Origin of the sequence: Streptomyces curacoi (assembly GCF_001513975.1) — a bacterium.
GTDB classification, from domain to species: Bacteria; Actinomycetota; Actinomycetes; order Streptomycetales; family Streptomycetaceae; genus Streptomyces; species Streptomyces curacoi.
Map to the genome: position 1 here is coordinate 163,671 of NZ_KQ947994.1, position 19,651 is coordinate 183,321.

The window sequence follows — 19,651 nt, forward strand, 5'->3', positions numbered from 1 at the left end:
GCGGCCGAAAGGAGACGGGGATGCGGGCTGTGGTGTTCGAGCGGTACGGGGAAGCGGCCGAGGTGCGTGAGGTGCCCGACCCGCACCCCACCCCTGACGGAGTGACGGTGCGCGTCGAGGCGACGGGGCTGTGCCGCAGCGACTGGCACGGCTGGCAGGGCCACGACCCGGACATCGCGCTGCCGCATGTACCGGGCCATGAACTCGCCGGTGTCGTCGAGGCCGTGGGCGACCGGGTGACCGGCTGGCGTCCCGGGGACCGGGTCACCGTTCCGTTCGTGTGCGCCTGCGGCAGCTGCGGGGCGTGCGCGGCGGGCGACCAGCAGGTGTGCGAACGCCAGACCCAGCCCGGCTTCACCCACTGGGGCTCCTTCGCCCAGTACGTGGCGCTGGACCACGCCGACGTCAATCTCGTCGCCGTACCCGAGGAGATGTCCTTCGCGACGGCGGCCTCGCTCGGCTGCCGGTTCGCCACGGCGTTCCGGGCGGTGGTGCAGCAGGGCAGGGTGGCCGCGGGGGAGTGGGTCGCGGTGCACGGCTGCGGCGGGGTGGGTCTGTCGGCGGTGATGATCGCGGCGGCGTCGGGCGCGCGGGTCGTCGCGGTGGACGTCTCACCGCAGGCCCTGGGGCTGGCGCGGAAGTTCGGGGCGGCGGAGTGCGTGGACGCGTCGAGCACACCGGACACCGCGGCGGCGATCCACCAGCTGACCGGCGGCGGCGCCCACCTCTCCCTGGACGCCCTGGGTTCCCCCGCCACCTGCGCCGCCTCCGTCGACAGCCTGCGCCGCCGCGGCCGGCACATCCAGGTCGGCCTGCTGCCCTCTGCCTCCGGCACCACCCCGGTCCCCATGGCCCGCGCGATCGCCCTGGAGCTCGAACTCCTCGGCAGCCACGGCATGGCGGCGCACACCTACCCGCCGATGCTGGAGCTGGTACGGGCGGGTGTGCTGCGGCCGGATCTGCTGGTGACGTCGACGATCGGGCTGGACGCGGTGCCGGCCGCGCTGGAGGCGATGGGGACGGCGCCGGGGGCGGGGGTGACGGTCATCGAGCCGTGGAGGTGAGAGTGGTGGGGTCGGGGCGGCCGTGATGGATTGCCCACTCGCGGTCGAGGATAGCCATGATCACCTCGTCCAGCCACTCACCGTCCCTCGACTGGGCCTCCCTGCGGATCCCTTCTGTCACGAACCCGACCTTCTCGTACACGCGCAGGGCCCGGTGGTTGTGGCGGTAGGCCTCCAACTGGATCCGGTGCAGTCCGAGTTGCTCGAAGCCGTAGCCGACGATGAGCCGGGTGGCCTCGGTGCCTATACCGCGGTCACGGCCGCGCGGGCCGATCAGCGTGCGGAAGGTGCAGCTGCGGGCATGCCGCTCCCACTCGTACAGGACGACCTCGCCGACCAGTTCACCGGTGACCCGGTCGGTGACGGCGAGGTCGAGGCGGTCGGGCCGGTCGGACAGCGAGGCGTACCAGGAACGCACCCGCTCCAGGGTGAGTTCGTTGTCCGGGGCGTAGGTGAAGCGCTCGACCTCGGGGTCCTCGATGATCTCCCACATCAGGTCGGCGTCGGCCGCGGTGAACGGCCGGAGCACGGTCTTGTCGCCGGTGAGAGTGGGTTTGACGGAGAAGTCGCTCATGGAGCGACTGTGCCCCACACGACCGGCGGGGCACAGGTGGTTTTCCCGGGAGGTCACTCCGGCCTGCGCCCCCGATTCCCCGGACGGGACGCCACCCAGGCCCGGACGGTGTCGGGATACCAGAAGGGCTTGCCGCCCTCCACCTGGTCGGGCGGGGGCAGCAGCCCGTGCTTGCGGTACGACCGCACGGTGTCCGGCTGCACCTTGATGTGCGCCGCGATCTCCTTGTACGACCAGAGCTCTCGGTCGGTCATCAGTTGCACCTCCCTGCGCGCGCCGCGGTGGCGACCGGGAGCGGTCGTCGGGGGTACCGCGCGCTGCGCTGGCGATCACACAGCCTGTGCTCCGTGAACGACGCAGAGTGAGCAGGGGGCAGGGCCTGTGCGCCGGGTGTGACGCAGGAGCGGCGTACATGCGACATGTGTGACAGGAAAGGTGACTTTGTGACACAGGTGCGGCAAAGACGCACGCGGTCACAAGGGCGCGGCGCGTTGACCATCGTGCGCCGACCATCACCGCCGAGCGCCGAGCGCCGAGTGCCGAGTGCCGACCATCACCGCCGAGCGCCGAGTGCCGAGTGCCGAGTGCCGAGTGCCGAGCGCCGAGCGCCGAGTACTGAGCGCTGGCCGGCTGGGCCGGACGCCGGCTGTTGGCCGCACCGGTCCGACGCCGACCGTTGGCCACACCGGCCGCACGCCGACCGCAGACCAACCGTACGCCGACCGCTGGCCAGTCCTGCCGCTGCCCACACCAGCCACCCGCCGACCGCCACCAGCCGGGAGCCCCACCGCAATCAGCCGGGATCCCCACCGCCACCAGCCGAAGGCCCAAGTCGTCGGCAGACGGTGGGCCGGACCCGCTGCGCCGGGCCCGGCCCACCAGTTCCCCCGCCTGCCGCGGCTCAGTTGCCGCGGGCCACAGACTGCATTCAGCCAAGCTCGCGGGTCTTGGAGAAAAGCGCACTGCGGTCGGAGGCGAGGACGAGACTCGTCGCCTCACCCGCCAGCCGGTCCGACGCCGGCGTCCCGACCGGTGCCCGTCGCGCCGCCGTGAACTCCCGCGGAGTAAACCCCGTCATCGCCTTGAACTCGCCGCTCAGATGCGCCTGGTCGTAGAACCCGCACGCCGCCGCCGTCTCGGCCTGCCCCCGCCCCGCCGCGAGCAGCCTGCGCGCCCGTTGCAGCCGCAGTACGCGGGCCGCCGCCTTCGGCCCCAGCCCGATCTGCTCCCGGAAACGGTTCTCCAGGTGCCGTACGCTCCACCCCACCTCGTCGGCGAGCCGCCGTACCGGCATGGCGCCTCCCGTGCGCACCAGCTCCGCCCAGGCCCGCACCACCCGGGCCGAACACGGCGTACCGGCGTCCGACCACCGCGCGAACACGTCGTCGAGCAGCCCGAACCGGTCCGCCCAGGTCGGTAACGCGGCCAGGGCGGCGGCGAGTTCACCGATGCGGGTGTGGAGGGAGTGCGGCAGGTCGTCGGGGTCGACGGTGCGATTGGCGAGTTCGTGCTGCGGCGTCCCGAACAGCGTGAACGCCGCCCAGGGCATCAACAGCACCTCGATCCCGGCCAGTCGACCACTGTGCTCCCCGACGGCGGGGGTGGTCGTGGGCCCGCAGTAGACGGAGACGAGGGTGTCGGTCGGCCGACCCGCACGCGAGATCCGTATGGGCTGATCGAACCCCAGCAGCAGCGTCGCCGCCCCGATCGGCGCCTCCAGCCGCCGCCGCGGCCGATCCAGCGCAAGCCGCATCCCGCGGTAACTGATCACGCCGGGCCGGAGCCGCGGATGGGGAAGGGCGAGGGCGGTCTCCCAGGAGCCGCTGGGCCCTTGCCCCGACCGAACACGCACGGCACTTGTCATCCACCCATGGTGCAACGCCCCCCAAGGGGCGCGGGGAACTGCGTGCCAAGCCACACACGACCCGCACCCGCGGAACAGGAGAACCCGGCAGACGAGTAGGCGCCCGTCACGCCCCGCAGCTTCGCAGAAACGCCCGCGTCCGCCGCGCAATCGGCAGCGGAGCGTCCGGTGCGCAGGGATACATGTCCTGCTCGACAATCGCGAACAGCTCCACATCCAGCTTCCCCGCGGCCTCCAGCACCGGCCCCAGCGCAGGCACGCCGCCCGGCGGCTCGCACATCACTCCCTGCGCCACGGCCGGCCCGAACGGCGTCCCCTTGGCCCGCACGTCGGCCAAGATCTCGGGATCGACCTGCTTCAGATGCAGGTACCCGATGCGCTCGCCGTACGTCTCGATCAGCTTGACGCTGTCCCCGCCGCAGTACGCGTAGTGCCCGGTGTCCAGGCACAGCGACACCAGGTCGGAGTCCGTGCCGTCGAGGAACCGGACGACGTTCTCCTCGCTGTCGATGTGCGTGTCGGCATGCGGGTGGACGACGATCCGGAGCCCGTACTCCTCCCGCACCCGGCTGCCCAGCCGCTCGGTGAGCGAGGTCAGATTCCGCCACTGCTCCGGCGTCAGGGTGTCCGGCTCCAGCACCTCGCCGGTCTTGTCGTCCCGCCAGAAGGACGGGATGACGACCAGGTGCTTCGCCCCCATCGCCTGCGCGAGCACCGCGTTGTCCGCGACGTGCGCCCACGTCTTCTCCCACACCGCCTCGCCATGGTGCAGCCCGGTGAAGACCGTGCCCGCGGACACCTTCAGGCCACGCCGCGAGGTCTCCTCGGTGAGGACGGCGGGATCGGTCGGCAGATACCCGTACGGCCCCAGCTCGATCCACTCGTAACCGGACTCGGCGACCTCGTCGAGGAAGCGCTGCCAGGGGACCTGCTGAGGATCGTCGGGGAACCACACACCCCACGAGTCGGGAGCCGACCCGATGCGGATGCGGGACAGTGAGGACTGAGGTGACAACGACGCCATGGCGGTCAGCTTCAGCGCGCACGGCAAGCGCTGTCAAGGTCTGGTCCGAATGTCTGGACAAAACATTGACAGGGCCGCGTGCGGCGGACTACAAAGCCGGGAGAGCCGATACGAAGGGAACGCGATGGCGCACGACCTGATCACCATGGGGCGGATCGGAGTGGACCTCTACCCGCTGCAGACCGGCGTCCCGCTGCCGCAGGTCACGTCCTTCGGCAAGTTCCTCGGCGGCTCGGCGACGAACGTCGCGGTCGCCGCGGCCCGGCTGGGACGGCGCACCGCGGTGATCACCCGCACCGGCGACGACCCCTTCGGCGCCTACCTCCACGAGGCCCTCCAGGGCTTCGGCGTCGACGACCGCTGGGTCACCCCTGTCCCGGGCCTGCCCACCCCGGTCACCTTCTGCGAGGTCTTCCCGCCGGACGATTTCCCGCTGTACTTCTACCGGCAGCCCAAGGCCCCCGACCTGGAGATCGACGCCCACGAGCTCGACCTCGACGCCATCCGCGACGCCCGTATCTTCTGGATCACCGGCACCGGTCTGAGCGAGGAGCCGAGCCGTACGGCGACGCTCGCGGCCCTCGCCCATCGCGCGAAGGCCGGCACGACGGTCTTCGACCTCGACTGGCGCCCCATGTTCTGGAAGGACCCGGCCGCGGCCCGCCCCTTCTACGCCGAGGCCCTCAAGCACGCCACCGTCGCCGTCGGCAACCTCGACGAGGTGGAGGTCGCGACCGGCGTCCGCGACCCGCACGAAGCCGCCCGCGCGCTCCTGGACGCCGGTGTCGAGATCGCGGTCGTCAAGCAGGGCCCGAAGGGCGTCCTCGCCGTCAACAGCAAGGGCGACCAGGCCGAGGTCCCGCCCCTCCCGGTGAACGTCCTCAACGGCCTCGGCGCCGGTGACGCCTTCGGCGGCTCCCTCTGCCACGGCCTGCTCGCCGGCTGGGACCTGGAGAAGATCATGCGGCACGCCAACGCCGCCGGCGCCATCGTCGCCTCCCGCCTGGAGTGCTCCTCCGCCATGCCGACGCCGGACGAGATCGACGCCGCGATCGCCGCGGGGGCCGTCAAGTGACCGTCGACATCGCGGAACTCGTCCGCCTGCGCACCCTGCGCCCCGAGGCGATCGCGGAGGCCGCCGCCCGGCGCGAGCGCCGGCCCCTCCTCGGCGACTCCGGCCGGCTGATGATCGTCGCCGCCGACCACCCGGCCCGCGGCGCGCTCGGCGTCGGCGACCGCAAGATGGCCATGGCCAACCGCGCCGACCTCCTCGAACGCCTCTGCCTGGCGCTGTCCCGCCCCGGCGTCGACGGCGTCCTCGCCACCGCCGACATCCTCGACGACCTGCTCCTCCTCGGGGCTCTCGACGGCAAGGTCGTCATGGGCTCGATGAACCGCGGCGGCCTCCAGGGCGCCGGCTTCGAACTCGACGACCGCTTCACCGGCCACCGCCCCGAGGACATCCAGCGCCTCGGCTTCGACGCCGGCAAGCTGCTCCTTCGTATCGACTACGACGACCCGGGCTCCCTCACCACCATGGAGTCCACCGCCCGCGCCATCGACGAGATGGCGGCGCGGCAACTCCCCGTCTTCGTCGAGCCGTTCCTCAGCCACCGCACCCCCGAGGGCAAGGTCGGCAACGACCTGTCCGCCGAGGCCGTCACCAAGTCCATCGCCATCGCCTCCGGTCTGGGCGGTACGTCGGCCTACACCTGGCTGAAGGTGCCGGTCACCGACAACCCCGACGACATGGCCGAGGTCATGGCGACCTCCACGCTGCCCGCCGTGCTGCTCGGCGGCGAGGTCGGGGACGACCAGGACGGGGCGTACGAGAAGTGGCGGGGCGCGCTCCAGCTGCCCACCGTGCGGGGCCTGGTGGTGGGCCGCTCGTTGCTCTATCCGGCGGACGGGGACGTGGCCGCCGCTGTCGACACCGCCGTAGGACTGCTGTGAGGGCCGTATGACCAGCAACGGACGCACAGTTCACGTCCAGCACGACAACGGGAACGAAGAGTTCCAACTCCTGGGCCGGGAAAACGTATTCAGTGGAGTCACCGACTTCGCGTACGTTCCCCGGGACGCCCGGGCTCAGATCGCCTCCGGCGCGGGTGGCCGCTTTGCTTTGGCAGGAGCGAAGTGCGAGCGAAGACTCCCCGCCCGCTACGGCCCCGCGCCGGAGGTCCCCGTCGAACAGCGTGGCAGCGGCACCCGCACACGCCCCCACGCTCGAACAAACTCGCGCGGGGGTACCCCCGTCGTCCGCCCGGCGAGGAATCCCAGCCGGCGGAGATCCCCCTGAACGTGATGCCCGGCCCGGGGGAGACTCGGGAGTGGCGGATCTGTTTCCAGCCGGACCGTACGGAGGGTTACCGATGACGGTGCAGACCTCGACGACGAGGCTCACGGTCGCGCAGGCGCTCGTCCGCTTCCTGTCCGCCCAGTACACCGAGCGCGACGGCGTACGGCAGCGCCTGATCGGCGCCACCTGGGGCATCTTCGGCCATGGCAACGTGGCCGGGATCGGCCAGGCGCTCATCGAGCACGCCGACGTCATGCCGTACCACCAGGGCCGCAACGAACAGGCGATGGTGCACGCGGCGGTCGGTTACGCCAGGCAGTCGAACCGCCTGTCCACCCATGCGGTGACCACCTCCATCGGCCCGGGCGCCACCAACCTCGTCACCGGCGCCGCCCTCGCCACCGTCAACCACCTCCCGGTGCTGCTCCTCCCCGGCGACATCTTCGCCACCCGCCCCGCCGACCCGGTCCTCCAGCAGCTGGAGGTGCCGTACGCCGGCGATGTCTCGGTCAACGACTGTCTGCGCCCGGTGTCGAAGTACTTCGACCGGATCACCCGGCCGCAGGCCCTGATCCCCTCCGCCCTCAACGCCATGCGGGTGCTGACGGACCCCGTCGAGACCGGCGCCGTGACGCTGGCGCTTCCGCAGGACGTGCAGGCCGAGGCCTACGACTGGCCCGACGACTTCTTCGCCGAGCGCACCTGGGTGGTCCGCCGCCCGGGCGCCGACCCGACCGAACTCGCCGAGGCCGTGCGGGCGATCCGGGCAGCGAAGAGGCCCCTGGTCGTCGCGGGCGGCGGCGTCCACCACAGCCGCGCCGAGGCGGCCCTCGCGGAGTTCGCGGAGGTCACCCGCATCCCGGTCGCCGCCACCCAGGCCGGCAAGGGCTCCCTGCGCTGGGACCACCCCCAGGACGTCGGCGGAGTCGGCCACACCGGCACCGCCACCGCCGACGAACTCGCCCGCACCGCCGACCTGGTGATCGGCGTCGGCACCCGCTACACCGACTTCACCACCGCCTCCGGCACCCTCTTCGCCGGCGCGGGCGTCCGCTTCCTCAACCTCAACATCGCGCCCTTCGACGGCCACAAGCTCGCCGGGATGCCGCTGATCGCGGACGCCCGCACCGGCCTGGAGGAGCTGACCGAGAGGCTGGAGATGCACCAACACCGGGTCGCGCCGTCGTACGTCACCGAGTACACCGAGGACAAGGAGCGCTGGGAGCAGCGCGTCGACGCCTGCTACGAGGCCGACGAGCCGGACGTACGGCCGACGCAGCCGCAGGTGCTGGGCGCGCTGGACGCGATCGTCGACGAGTCGGACGTGATCATCAACGCGGCCGGCTCCCTCCCCGGCGATCTGCACAAGCTGTGGCGGGCGCGCTCGCGCGACCAGTACCACGTGGAGTACGGCTACTCCTGCATGGGCTACGAGATCCCGGCCGCGATCGGCGTGAAGCTGGCGGCCCCGGACCGGCCCGTGTGGGCGCTGGTCGGTGACGGCACCTATCTGATGATGCCGACGGAGCTCGTGACCGCCGTGCAGGAGGGCGTCGCGATCAAGGTGGTACTCGTGCAGAACCACGGGTACGCGTCCATCGGTGGCCTGTCGGAGACGGTGGGCGGCGAGCGGTTCGGCACGGCGTACCGGTTCCCGTCGGACGACGGTACGCACACCGGCGCGCCGCTGCCGGTGGATCTCGCCGCCAACGCCGCGAGCCTCGGGATGCGGGTGCTGCGCGCGAAGACCGTACGGGACCTGCGCGAGGCGCTCGCCGAGGCCCGCGCGGCCGACACTCCCACATGTGTCTACGTCGAGACCGAAACGGCAGACACAGTGTCGGGCGCGCCGCCCGCGCAGGCCTGGTGGGATGTTCCTGTGGCCGAGACCGCGACACGGCCGTCGGCGGTCAAGGCACGTGAGCTGTACGAACGGCACGTCTCGACCCGACGCCGCCATCTGTGAAGGAGTAACTGGGCATGACGAAGATCGTCAACCACTGGATCGGCGGCAAGACCGTCGAAGGCGCGTCGGGCACGTTCGGGCCGGTCACCGACCCGGCCACCGGCGCGGTCACCACGAAGGTCGCGTTCGCCACGGTGGACGAGGTGGACGCGGCGGTCGCGGCCGCCAAGGAGGCCTTCGTGACCTGGGGCCAGTCCTCGCTGGCCCAGCGGACCTCGATCCTGTTCAAGTTCCGGGCGCTGCTGGACGCCCACCGCGACGAGATCGCCGGGCTGATCACCGCCGAGCACGGCAAGGTGCACTCCGACGCCCTCGGTGAGGTGGCGCGCGGTCTGGAGATCGTCGACCTCGCGTGCGGTATCAACGTGCAGCTGAAGGGCGAGCTGTCCACGCAGGTCGCGAGCCGTGTCGACGTGGCCTCGATCCGGCAGCCGCTCGGTGTCGTCGCGGGCATCACGCCGTTCAACTTCCCGGCGATGGTGCCGATGTGGATGTTCCCCATCGCCATCGCGTGCGGCAACACCTTCGTGCTGAAGCCGTCGGAGAAGGACCCGTCGGCATCGCTGAAGATCGCCGAGCTGCTCGCCGAGGCGGGTCTGCCGGACGGCGTCTTCAACGTCGTCCACGGCGACAAGGTGGCCGTCGACCGCCTCCTGGAGCACCCGGACGTCAAGGCCGTCTCCTTCGTCGGCTCGACCCCGATCGCCCGCTACATCCACACCACCGCCTCCGCCAACGGCAAGCGCGTCCAGGCTCTCGGCGGCGCCAAGAACCACATGCTGGTCCTGCCGGACGCCGACCTGGACGCGGCGGCGGACGCGGCCGTCTCAGCGGCGTACGGCTCCGCGGGCGAGCGCTGCATGGCCATCTCCGCCGTCGTCGCGGTCGGCTCGATCGGCGACGAGCTGGTGGAGAAGATCCGCGAGCGCGCCGAGAAGATCAAGATCGGGCCCGGCAACGACCCGACCTCCGAGATGGGCCCCCTGATCACCGCCGCGCACCGCGACAAGGTGGCCTCCTACGTGACGGGCGCCGCGGCCGAGGGCGCCGAGGTGGTCCTGGACGGCACCGGCTACACGGTCGAGGGCTTCGAGGACGGCCACTGGATCGGCATCTCGCTGCTGGACAAGGTGCCGACCAGCGCGAAGGCCTACCAGGACGAGATCTTCGGCCCGGTCCTGTGCGTGCTGCGCGCCGAGACGTACGAGGAGGGCGTGGCTCTCATCAACGCCTCGCCGTTCGGCAACGGCACCGCGATCTTCACCCGGGACGGCGGCGCCGCCCGCCGCTTCCAGCTGGAGATCGAGGCCGGCATGGTCGGCGTGAACGTCCCGATCCCGGTCCCCGTCGGCTACCACAGCTTCGGCGGCTGGAAGGACTCCCTCTTCGGCGACCACCACATCTACGGCAACGACGGCACGCACTTCTACACCCGCGGCAAGGTCGTCACCACCCGCTGGCCCGACCCGGCCGACGCCCCGTCCGGCGTCGACCTGGGCTTCCCGCGCAACCACTGAGGGTTTTTTCGCTCGGCGCCCTGCGGTTCCCGTAGGGCGCCAAGAAACCTCTTCTGACTGACCTGTGATGCTCAGATGATCAGCCAGAGCACTCCGTAGCTACGGATTCCGTAGGTAAACAGACATTGACGTGACGGTTTTCGTCGGGGTTCCATGCAGCCAATCCGCTGCCCGAGTCGATCGGAACCGCCGTATGACCGACACGCTCCGCCCTGTCGAGACCGCCGTCGTCGAGGCGCCCGACAGCCCCCAGAAGCTCAAGCGCTCCATCGGGGTCGTCGGCGGCACCCTGCTGACCATCTCCTGCGTGACGCCCGCCTCGACCCTCTTCGTGGTCGTCCCCGACCTGTTCGGCTCGCTCGGCACGGCCACCGCGCTCACGATCGCCATCGGCTCGCTCCTCTGCATCGCCGTGGCGTTCTGCTACTCGGAGCTGGGCACCCTCATCCCCAGCGCGGGCGGCGAGTACGCGATGGTGTCCACGCTGGCCGGCCGGCTGGCGGGCTGGCTGGTCTTCGTACTGTCACTCCTGGTCGTCATGGTCGTCCCGCCGGTGATCGCGATGGGCACGGCCGACTACCTCGCCCCGATCGCCGACCTCGACCCGTCCATGACCGCCGCCGGGGTCATGCTGCTCGCCACCCTCGCCGGCCTGCTCGACCTGCGCGCCAACGCCTGGATCACCGGCGTCTTCCTGGTCCTGGAGGTCGTCGCCGCGGCCGTGGTGGCGGTGCTGGGCTTCGCCCACGCCGAGCGCGGCCCCGACAGCCTGCTGTCGATGCGGGTGGCCGGCGCCGACGGCGGCACCGACACGGTGACGGCCATCCTGATCGTCTCCGGGCTCGCGATCGCCCTCTTCGTCACCCAGGGCTTCTCGACCGCCGTCTACCTCTCCGAGGAGATGGAGAACCCCCGCCGCAACGTCGCCCGCACGGTCCTGGCCACCCTCGGCATCTCCGCCGCGATCATCCTGGTCCCGGTCGTCGCCATCACTCTGGGCGCATCGGACATCGAGGCACTGACCGGCGGCGATCTGAGCACCATGGTCACCGCCTGGTCCAACTCCGCCGTCGGCACCTTCGTCAGCCTCTGCGTGGCCCTCGCGATCATCAACGCGGGCATCGTCATGGTCATCCAGAACTCCCGCGTCCTGTTCGCCTCGGCCCGTGACAAGGCCTGGCCCGAGCCGGTGAACCACGTCCTCGCCAAGCTCGGCCGCTTCGGCTCCCCGTGGGTCGCGACCCTGGCGGTGGGCGTGCCCGGCGCCGCCCTGTGCTTCGTCGACCTCGACACCCTGTACGGCGTCACGGGCGTCTCGGTGACCGGCATGTACCTCCTCGTCGCGATCGCCGCGCTGCTGGCCCGCCGCGGCGCCCACCAGCACACGCCGGCCTGGCGGATGCCGCTGTGGCCCGCGATGCCGGTCCTGCTGATCGTGGTCCTCGTGTACATCCTCAGCCAGCAGGAGACGGGACACCTGCTGTGGACGGGCGGCATCACGGCGGTGGCGACCCTGTACTGGGCGCTGTACCTGCGCCCCCGCAGGGAAACCCGCTGGCTGGTGTCGATCCCGGAGGCGTGAGCGCCCCGCAGGGGCGCCCGCCGTACCACGAACGCGGTACACGAGAGCGGCCCTGTACCTCCACGGAAGGGGCCGGGATTCGGCCTTCGGTCGATAACTTGCCGACAGGTTGGCCCCGTACCGTTGACGCATGAATCTTCGACTGCCCGGACTGGGTGGGCTACGGAGGCCGCGGCGGCTCATGGCCGCCGCGGCCGCTGTCGTCGTCATCGCCGGTGCCGGAACATGGACGGCCGTCGCCGACGACGACGCGCCTTCGGTACGGCGCGCCGACCGGGTCGTGGACATGGGCGACGGGGTACGCATCGACACCTCGTACTTCACCTCCGGCACCTCGGGACGCCGGCCGGCCGTCCTGCTGGGACACGGCTTCGGCGGCAGCAAGAACGACGTCCGCCAGCAGGCCGAGGACCTCGCCCGGGACGGTTACGCCGTCCTGACCTGGTCGGCCCGCGGCTTCGGCAGGTCGACCGGCAAGATCGGGCTGAACGACCCGAAGGGCGAGGTCGCCGACGTCTCCAAGCTGCTCGACTGGCTGGCGAAGCAGCCCCAGGTCGAGCTCGACAAGGCCGGTGACCCGCGGGTCGGCATGGCGGGCGGCTCCTACGGCGGAGCCATCGCCCTGCTCGCCGCCGGGTACGACGACCGGGTGGACGCCATCGCCCCGGCGATCACGTACTGGAACCTCGCCGACGCCCTGTTCCCGAACGGCGTGTTCAAGAAGCTCTGGGCCGGCATCTTCGTCAACACCGGCGGCGGCTGCGGCAGGTTCGAGAAGCAGATCTGCGCGATGTACGACCGGGTCGCCGAGTCCGGCACCCCGGACGCGCAGGCCCGCGCCATGCTGGAGGAGCGCTCGCCGTCCGCGGTCGGCGACCGCATCAAGGTGCCCACGCTGCTGGTGCAGGGCCAGTCCGACTCCCTGTTCCCGCTGGACCAGGCCGACGCCGCCGCGAAGGCGATCCGCGCCAACGGGGCGCCCGTCGATGTCGACTGGATCGCGGGCGGCCATGACGGCGGCGACATGGAGACGGGCCGGATCCAGGAGCGCGTGCGGTCCTGGTTCGACCGCTACCTCAAGGACGACAAGAGCGCCGACACCGGCTCCGCGTTCCGCGTCACCCGCACCCTCGGCACCGGCACCGGGGACGGCGAACCCCGGCTGAGCGGTGTCAGCGCGGACAAGTACCCCGGCCTGGAGGGCGACCAGCGCTCGATCGCCCTCACCGGGCGGGAGCAGAGCTTCGCCAACCCGGCCGGCGCCAACCCGCCCGCCGTGTCCGCGCTGCCCGGCCTGGGCAACGCCGGGGGCCTCGCCCAGCTGTCCTCGCTCGGGGTCGGTGTGTCCCTCGACTTCCCGGGACAGTACGCCGCGTTCGAGTCGGCCCTCGTCCGGGACGACCTCCAGATCACCGGGTCGCCGAAGGTCACCGTCCATGTGAAGGCCACGAGCGACGACGCCGTGCTCTTCGCCAAGCTGTACGACGTCGGCCCGGGCGGCGCGACCGGCCAGGTGCTGCCCTCGCAGCTGATCGAGCCCCTCAGGGTCGAGGGCGCGAAGGCCGGCAAGGACGTCACGATCACCCTCCCGGCGATCGACCACGAGATCGACGACGGCCACCGCCTGCGCCTGGTCCTCGCCTCCACCGACCTCGGCTACGCCTCCCCGACGGCCCCCGCGACGTACACCGTCTCCCTGAAGGGCGACCTCAAGGTGCCGACGGCGCTCGGTGACACGAACGCACCGCCGTCGCTGCCCGCCTGGGTGTGGTGGCTGCCGCTCGCCGGCGCGCTGGTCGCGCTCGCGCTGGTGGTGACCGGACGGCGCCGTACGGCGGCACCCGCCGCCCCCGACCCCGCCCTTGCCGAAGTGCCGCTCCAGATCACGGACCTGAGCAAGCGCTACGCGAAGTCCGCCGACCGTTACGCCGTCAAGGACCTGTCCTTCCGGGTGGAGAAGGGCCAGGTGCTCGGTCTGCTCGGTCCGAACGGCGCGGGCAAGACCACGACCCTGCGCATGCTGATGGGCCTGATCAAGCCGGACGGCGGCGAGATCCGCGTCTTCGGCCACGCCATCGCGCCGGGCGCCCCCGTGCTCTCCCGCGTCGGCGCCTTCGTCGAGGGCGCGGGCTTCCTGCCGCACCTGTCCGGCCGGGAGAACCTGGAGCTGTACTGGCGCGCCACCGGGCGCCCGCCCGAGGACGCCCACATGGACGAGGCCCTGCAGATCGCGGGGCTCGGCGACGCGCTCGCCCGGGCGGTGCGCACCTACTCCCAGGGCATGCGCCAGCGCCTCGCCATCGCCCAGGCCATGCTCGGCCTGCCGGACCTGCTCATCCTCGACGAACCGACCAACGGCCTCGACCCGCCCCAGATCCGCGAGATGCGCGAGGTGATGATCCGCTACGCCGCCGCCGGGCGCACGGTCATCGTCTCCAGCCACCTCCTCGCGGAGGTCGAGCAGACCTGCACCCACCTGGTGGTCATGGACCACGGGCAGCTCGTCCAGGCGGGCCCGGTCGAGGACATCGTCGGCTCGGGCGACACCCTCCTGGTGGGCACGGCCACGCCCGTGGACGAGCCCGTCGTCGAGAAGGTCGCCGCCCTGCCGGGCGTCGCCTCGGCCGTACGCGCCGACGAGGGCCTGCTGGTCCAGCTCGACGCCGACGGCACCCCGCAGCGCCTGGTCGCCGAACTCGTACGACTGGACGTGCCCGTGCAGTCGGTCGGCCCGCACCGCCGCCTGGAGGACGCCTTCCTCACCCTGATCGGAGCCGAAGCATGAGCAAGCTCGCCGAGCCGCCCGTCGAGGTCGCCGACGGCTACCGCGCGGGCCGCACCCTGCCCTTCCGGGTCGAGCTGGTCCGGCAGCTGAAGCGGCGCCGCACGCTCGTCATGGGCGGCATCCTGTTCGCCCTGCCGATCGTGCTGCTCGTCGCCTTCCAGGTGGGCGGCGAGCCGGGCGAGGCCAACGACCGCATGAACCTCATGGACACGGCCACCGTGTCCGGGGCCAACTTCGCGGCCGTCAACCTGTTCGCCTCCGCGGGCTTCCTGCTCGTCATCCCCGTGGCGCTGTTCTGCGGGGACACGGTCGCCTCGGAGGCGAGCTGGTCGTCCCTGCGCTATCTGCTCGCGGCGCCCGTGCCCCGGGGCCGGCTGCTGTGGTCCAAGCTCGCCGTCGGACTGAGCCTCAGCCTGGCCGCGCTCGTCCTGCTCCCGGTGGTCGCCCTCGCCGTCGGCACGGCGGCCTACGGCTGGGGCCCGCTCCAGTTGCCCACCGGCGGCGCCCTGGACACCGGTACGGCGGCTCAGCGCCTGCTGATCGTCGTGGCGTACATCATGGTGTCCCAACTGGTCACCGCGGCCCTCGCGTTCTGGCTGTCGACCCGGACGGACGCACCGCTCGGCGCGGTCGGCGGCGCGGTGTTCCTGACCATCATCGGCAACGTCCTCGACGAGGTGACCGCCCTCGGCGACTGGCGCCACTTCCTGCCCGCGCACTGGCAGTACGCCTGGCTCGACGCCGTACGGCCACAACTGGAGTGGTCCGACATGATCCAGGGCACGTCGCTGTCGGTAACGTACGCCGTCGTGCTGTTCGCCCTGGCCTTCCGCGGTTTCGCCCGCAAGGACATCGTGTCGTAGGTCAACGGAGGATCACCCACCGGTCTCGGCAAGCGGCCTTCGTGCCCTCTTCGAGACTCATCCGCAACGCTCCGTAGCGCACGTTCCGGCCCCCTGGCCCGTCACAGTCACAGAAGTCGACGTCAACGGACCCAGGGGGAACGGATGATGGAGCGGTACCGCACACGACGGCTGAGCGCCGCCCTCCTCGCACTCACCGCGGCGGGCGGCCTGCTGCTCACCGGATGCAGCGGCGGGGAGAGCCAGGGCAGCAGCACCGCGGACGGCGGCAAGAACGGCGACCGCTTCCCGGCCCCCGACTCCCGGCACGGCGGCGGAACGGGCGAGCAGGGCGGCACCGGCGACTCCGACTCCCGCGAGTTCGCGCCCGCCCCCGACCACCTCTCCACCTTCGCCCTCGACGTCGACACCGCCTCCTACGGGTACGCCCGCCGCACCCTCGACGAGGGCCGGCTGCCCGACCCGTCGACGGTCCGCCCCGAGGAGTTCGTCAACAGCTTCCGCCAGGACTACGACCGCCCCGACGGCAACGGCTTCACGGTCACCGTCGACGGCGCCCGCACCGACCGCGAGGACTGGTCCCTGGTCCGCGTGGGCCTGGCCACCCGCCCCGCCCCCGACGCCGGCGAGCGTCCGCCCGCCGCCCTCACCTTCGTCATCGACATCTCCGGCTCCATGGCCGAACCGGGCCGCCTCGACCTCGCCAAGGACTCCCTCGGCGTCATGACGAACCGGCTGCGCGACGACGACTCGGTGGCCATCGTCACCTTCAGCGACGAGGCCGAGACGGTCCTGCCGATGACCCGCCTCGACGGCAACCGCGAGGACGTCCACGACGCGATCGACAGCCTGGAGCCCACCGACTCCACCAACCTCGCAGCGGGCGTGGAGACCGGCTACGAAACGGCCGTGGAAGGCCTCCGCGAGGGCGCCACCAACCGCGTCGTCCTGGTCTCCGACGCCCTGGCCAACACGGGCGACACCGACGCGGACACCATCCTCGAACGCATCTCCTCCGAACGCCGCGAACACGGGATCACCCTCTTCGGCGTGGGCGTCGGCAGCGACTACGGCGACGCCCTGATGGAGCGCCTGGCCGACAAGGGCGACGGCCACACGGCGTACGTCTCCGACGCCGACGACGCCCGGAAGGTCTTCTGCGACGACCTTCCCCGCAACATCGACCTGACCGCCCGTGACGCGAAGGCCCAGGTCGCCTTCGATCCGGCGACGGTCTCCGACTTCCGCCTCATCGGCTACGACAACCGGCAGGTCGCCGACGAGGACTTCCGCGACGACAGCGTCGACGGTGGCGAGATCGGCCCCGGCCACACCGTCACCGCCCTCTACGCCGTCCGCACCAGGCCCGGCGCCGAGGGGCATCTGGCCACGGCGAGCGTCCGCTGGCTCGACCCGAAGACGCGTGCGCCGCACGAGGAGTCGGGGCGCCTGGAGGCCGACGCCCTGCACGACTCCCTGGACGACGCCTCGCCGCGGTTGCAGGTGGCGGCGACCGCCGCCTACTTCGCCGACGCCCTGCGCGACGGGGACGACCGCTGGAACTCCCTGCCCGGTGCCCCGGCCCTCGACGACCTCCAGGAGATCGCCGAGGACCTGGCGAAGGAGACGGAGGACCGGGAGGTGTGGCAGCTGGCCGAGGCCATCGGCTGGGCCGACCGCCTGTCAGCCTGACGCCGGCCCCCGGCCTTTCCTCGCCCCCGCCGCCCCTACCCGTCCCACCTCCAGGGGCTCCGCCCCTTCGACCCCACCAGGGGGCTGCCGCCCCCTGGACCCCCGCTTCGGCCCTGAACGGGCCTCGTCCTCAAACGCCGGACGGGCTGAAAGACACGACCGGCGTGCAGAGGGGCGGCGGCGTACCCCCGTGGCGCCGCAGTCGCGTACGGCGGGAAGGGGACGTGTCGGGGGGTGTCCGCCCGCAGTGGCCGGCGTCAACACGCGGCACCTCTTGGCCTAAGGGGGCCGCCGGTCCGAGGACGGACACCCCCCGGCGCGGCCCCGACCCACGACGCAACCCAAGGCGCTACGCGCACCCCCACCCTGCCCCCACAGGCCGCCGCAGGCATTGACCTACAGCTACGCGCGAGTAAGTTGACTCTCCGGTAAGTCCGACTGGCATCGGGAGCGGTCATGGGCGTACGCAAGGATCTGAAGCGGGCGAAGCAGCGCACCGACCTGATGGACCGCACCAGGGTCGAGGTCGTCAGGGACGCCGAGGGTGTGGTCCGCGAGGCCCGCACCCCACCCCTCGCACCGCAGGCCACCACCGGCAGCATCGCCGACCTGCCCTTCACCAACGCCGCCGAGGCCCCCGACGCGGTGGCCCTGCGGCGCAAACAGAACGGCACCTGGCACCCGGTGACCACCGCGGCCTTCGCGCGGGAAGTCACGGCCGTCGCCAAGGGGCTGATAGCGGCGGGCCTGGAACCGGGCGGCCGCGTGGCCGTGATGTCCCGCACCCGTTACGAGTGGACGGTCCTCGACTTGGCGATCTGGGCCGCGGGCGGCCAGACCGTCCCCGTCTACGCCACCTCCTCCGCGGAACAGGTGGAGTGGATCGTCCGTGACTCGGGCGCCCGCCACGTCGTGACCGAGACGGAGGAGAACACCGAAACGGTGACGTCAGGCACGGCCGGTCACCGACAGCCGCCGCACGTATGGCAGTTGGACGCCGACGCCCTGACCACCCTCACCGCCCTCGGCCAGGACATCCCCGACGACGAGGTCACCAAGCGCCGCACGGCCCTCACCCCCGACACCGTGGCCACCGTCTGCTACACCTCGGGCACCACCGGCAAACCGAAGGGCTGCGTCCTCACCCACGCCAACCTCCACGCCGAGGCCGCCAACACGGTCGAACTGCTCCACCCCATCTTCAAGGAGGTCACCCGCCAGACAGCCTCCACCCTCCTCTTCCTCCCCCTCGCCCACATCCTCGGCCGCACCCTCCAGATCGCCTGCCTGATGGCCCGCATAGAGATCGGCCACTGCCCCAGCATCAAGCCCGACGAACTCCGCCCGGCCCTCAAGGAGTTCCGCCCGACCTTCCTCGTCGGCGTCCCGTACCTCTTCGAGAAGATCCACGACACCGGCCGCGCGACGGCCGAGAAGATGGGCCGCGGCGCGTCCTTCGACCGCGCCCACCGCATCGCCGTCCGCTTCGGCGAGGCGTATCTGAACAAGTTCCTGAACCAGGGCAAGGGGCCCGGCCCCGCCCTCTACGCCGCCTGGGCCCTGTACGACCTGCTGGTCTACCGCCGTGTCCGCAAGGAACTCGGCGGCCGCATGCGCTACGCCATCAGCGGCGGCTCCCCGCTCGACCGCGACCTCAACCTGTTCTTCTACGCCGCCGGAATCATCGTCTACGAGGGCTACGGCCTGACGGAGACGACGGCCGCCGCCACCATCGTGCCGCCCCTGAAACCCCGCCCGGGCACGGTCGGCCAGCCCGTCCCCGGCACCGCGGTCCGCATCGCCGACGACGGCGAGGTCCTCATCAGGGGCGGCATCGTCTTCGGCTCGTACTGGAACAACCCGGCCGCCACCGACGCCGTACTCCGGGACGACTGGTTCGCCACCGGTGACCTCGGCTCCCTCGACGAGGACGGCTACCTCACCATCACCGGCCGCAAGAAGGACATCATCGTCACCTCCGGCGGCAAGAACGTCTCCCCGGCCGTCCTGGAGGACCGCCTGCGCAGCCGCCCGCCGATCGGTCAGTGCCTCGTCGTCGGCGACAACCGCCCCTTCGTCGGCGCTCTGATCACCCTCGACCCCGACGCGGTGGCCCACTGGCTCGCCGTACGGAAACTGTCCGCCGACACCCCGATGTCCGAGGTGGTCCGGGACCCCCGGATGCGCGCCGACGTCCAGAAGGCCGTGGACTACGCCAACGAGGCCGTCTCCCGGGCCGAGTCGATCCGCGCGTTCGTCCTGGTCGAGGGCGAGTTCAACGAGGACAACGGCATGCTCACCCCGTCCCTGAAGGTCAAGCGGCACGCGGTGACGACGGCGTACGCGCAGGAGATCGAGGCGCTGTACCGCAGGTGAGGGCCCGTGCGAGGTCACTCGTGCGGGCGATCCCTGTCAGACCCT

Annotated in this window: 15 protein-coding genes; 11 read left to right on the forward strand and 4 right to left on the reverse strand. The window is 71.6% G+C overall.

The genetic code is table 11. The features are described from left to right. The first annotated feature begins 20 nt into the window (after nt 1–20). Complete coding sequence (locus AQI70_RS32190; RefSeq protein WP_062155978.1) at nt 21–1,064, forward strand: zinc-dependent alcohol dehydrogenase family protein; 1,044 nt, start codon at nt 21–23, stop codon at nt 1,062–1,064. Here the strand turns inward: AQI70_RS32190 and AQI70_RS32195 are convergent. The 4 genes from AQI70_RS32195 to AQI70_RS32210 all read right to left on the reverse strand — a co-directional run bounded on the left by AQI70_RS32195 (nt 1,045) and on the right by AQI70_RS32210 (nt 4,526). Continuing rightward, nucleotides 1,045–1,638, reverse strand: a complete 594-nt coding sequence (locus AQI70_RS32195) for a GNAT family N-acetyltransferase (protein ID WP_062155979.1) — start codon at nt 1,636–1,638, stop codon at nt 1,045–1,047. The two genes, AQI70_RS32190 and AQI70_RS32195, sit on opposite strands and share 20 nt — an antisense overlap. A 53-nt stretch (nt 1,639–1,691) precedes the next feature. After that, the gene (locus tag AQI70_RS32200) at nt 1,692–1,892 is read right to left on the reverse strand and encodes a helix-turn-helix transcriptional regulator (protein ID WP_062155980.1); all 201 of its coding nucleotides are present in this window, start codon (nt 1,890–1,892) and stop codon (nt 1,692–1,694) included. Nucleotides 1,893–2,566: 674 nt separating this feature from the next. Beyond that, nucleotides 2,567–3,502, reverse strand: coding sequence for a helix-turn-helix domain-containing protein (locus AQI70_RS32205; RefSeq protein WP_079051560.1), 936 nt, complete (start codon nt 3,500–3,502; stop codon nt 2,567–2,569). A gap of 106 nt (nt 3,503–3,608) precedes the next feature. Next, nucleotides 3,609–4,526, reverse strand: coding sequence for a sugar phosphate isomerase/epimerase family protein (locus AQI70_RS32210; RefSeq protein ID WP_037888725.1), 918 nt, complete (start codon nt 4,524–4,526; stop codon nt 3,609–3,611). Nucleotides 4,527–4,650: 124 nt separating this feature from the next. On the opposite strand from AQI70_RS32210, the gene iolC reads away from it, so the two are divergent. The 10 genes from iolC (at nt 4,651) to AQI70_RS32255 (ending at nt 19,606) form a co-directional block, all read left to right on the forward strand. Then, the gene (iolC, locus tag AQI70_RS32215; RefSeq protein ID WP_062155981.1) at nt 4,651–5,601 is read left to right on the forward strand and encodes a 5-dehydro-2-deoxygluconokinase; all 951 of its coding nucleotides are present in this window, start codon (nt 4,651–4,653) and stop codon (nt 5,599–5,601) included. Then, nucleotides 5,598–6,479: a Cgl0159 family (beta/alpha)8-fold protein gene (locus tag AQI70_RS32220; RefSeq protein ID WP_062155982.1), complete on the forward strand. Its 882-nt coding sequence runs from the start codon at nt 5,598–5,600 to the stop codon at nt 6,477–6,479. The genes iolC and AQI70_RS32220 overlap by 4 nt, the downstream gene beginning before the upstream one ends. A gap of 7 nt (nt 6,480–6,486) precedes the next feature. Further along, on the forward strand, nt 6,487–6,825 hold the full coding sequence (locus tag AQI70_RS37985; RefSeq protein WP_425264647.1) for a 5-deoxy-glucuronate isomerase: 339 nt from the start codon (nt 6,487–6,489) through the stop codon (nt 6,823–6,825). A gap of 73 nt (nt 6,826–6,898) precedes the next feature. Then, nucleotides 6,899–8,791: a 3D-(3,5/4)-trihydroxycyclohexane-1,2-dione acylhydrolase (decyclizing) gene (gene iolD / locus AQI70_RS32225; RefSeq protein ID WP_062155983.1), complete on the forward strand. Its 1,893-nt coding sequence runs from the start codon at nt 6,899–6,901 to the stop codon at nt 8,789–8,791. Between the two features lie 14 nt (nt 8,792–8,805). After that, on the forward strand, nt 8,806–10,308 hold the full coding sequence (gene mmsA / locus AQI70_RS32230; RefSeq protein WP_062155984.1) for a CoA-acylating methylmalonate-semialdehyde dehydrogenase: 1,503 nt from the start codon (nt 8,806–8,808) through the stop codon (nt 10,306–10,308). A gap of 193 nt (nt 10,309–10,501) precedes the next feature. After that, nucleotides 10,502–11,890 carry an APC family permease gene (locus AQI70_RS32235; RefSeq protein WP_062155985.1) on the forward strand — a complete coding sequence of 463 codons (1,389 nt, stop codon included), beginning with the start codon at nt 10,502–10,504 and terminating at the stop codon, nt 11,888–11,890. Nucleotides 11,891–12,020: 130 nt separating this feature from the next. Then, nucleotides 12,021–14,675, forward strand: coding sequence for a CocE/NonD family hydrolase (locus tag AQI70_RS32240; RefSeq protein WP_062155986.1), 2,655 nt, complete (start codon nt 12,021–12,023; stop codon nt 14,673–14,675). Beyond that, nucleotides 14,672–15,538, forward strand: a complete 867-nt coding sequence (locus AQI70_RS32245) for an ABC transporter permease (protein ID WP_062155987.1) — start codon at nt 14,672–14,674, stop codon at nt 15,536–15,538. The genes AQI70_RS32240 and AQI70_RS32245 overlap by 4 nt, the downstream gene beginning before the upstream one ends. A gap of 147 nt (nt 15,539–15,685) precedes the next feature. Continuing rightward, nucleotides 15,686–17,230, forward strand: a complete 1,545-nt coding sequence (locus AQI70_RS32250) for a vWA domain-containing protein (protein WP_062156053.1) — start codon at nt 15,686–15,688, stop codon at nt 17,228–17,230. Between the two features lie 456 nt (nt 17,231–17,686). Continuing rightward, a complete protein-coding gene (locus AQI70_RS32255) occupies nt 17,687–19,606 on the forward strand; it encodes an AMP-dependent synthetase/ligase (protein ID WP_062155988.1) in 1,920 nt (639 codons plus the stop codon). The last annotated feature ends 45 nt before the right edge of the window (nt 19,607–19,651 follow it).